At 46.7% G+C, this 458-nt stretch carries 1 protein-coding gene; it reads right to left on the minus strand.

Features of this window, described 5'->3' with window-relative positions; genetic code table 11:
• Positions 1–458 (minus strand): hypothetical protein (locus tag E5983_RS09480; protein ID WP_202056796.1); only part of this gene is annotated, 458 nt, incomplete at both ends.

Below are 458 nucleotides of genomic sequence, written 5' to 3' on the forward strand. Positions count from 1 at the left end.
ACGGACTCTGATACGGACTCACTTACTGACTCGGATACTGATTCGCTCACGGACTCAGACACGGATTCACTTACTGACTCAGACACGGATTCACTTACTGACTCAGACACGGATTCACTTACTGACTCGGATACTGATTCAGACACTGACTCACTTACTGACTCGGATACTGATTCAGAGACAGACTCACTTACTGACTCAGACACGGATTCGCTAACAGATTCTGATACTGACTCGGAGACTGATTCGCTCACGGACTCAGACACTGACTCACTTACTGACTCGCTAACGGATTCACTTACTGATTCTGATACAGACACTGACTCACTTACTGACTCGCTAACGGATTCACTTACTGACTCTGATACGGACTCGCTTACTGATTCTGATACGGATTCAGACACGGATTCACTTACTGACTCACTCACAGACTCAGACACTGACTCACTTACGGACTC

The organism is Streptococcus danieliae (assembly GCF_009767945.1).
Taxonomy (GTDB): domain Bacteria; phylum Bacillota; class Bacilli; order Lactobacillales; family Streptococcaceae; genus Streptococcus; species Streptococcus danieliae.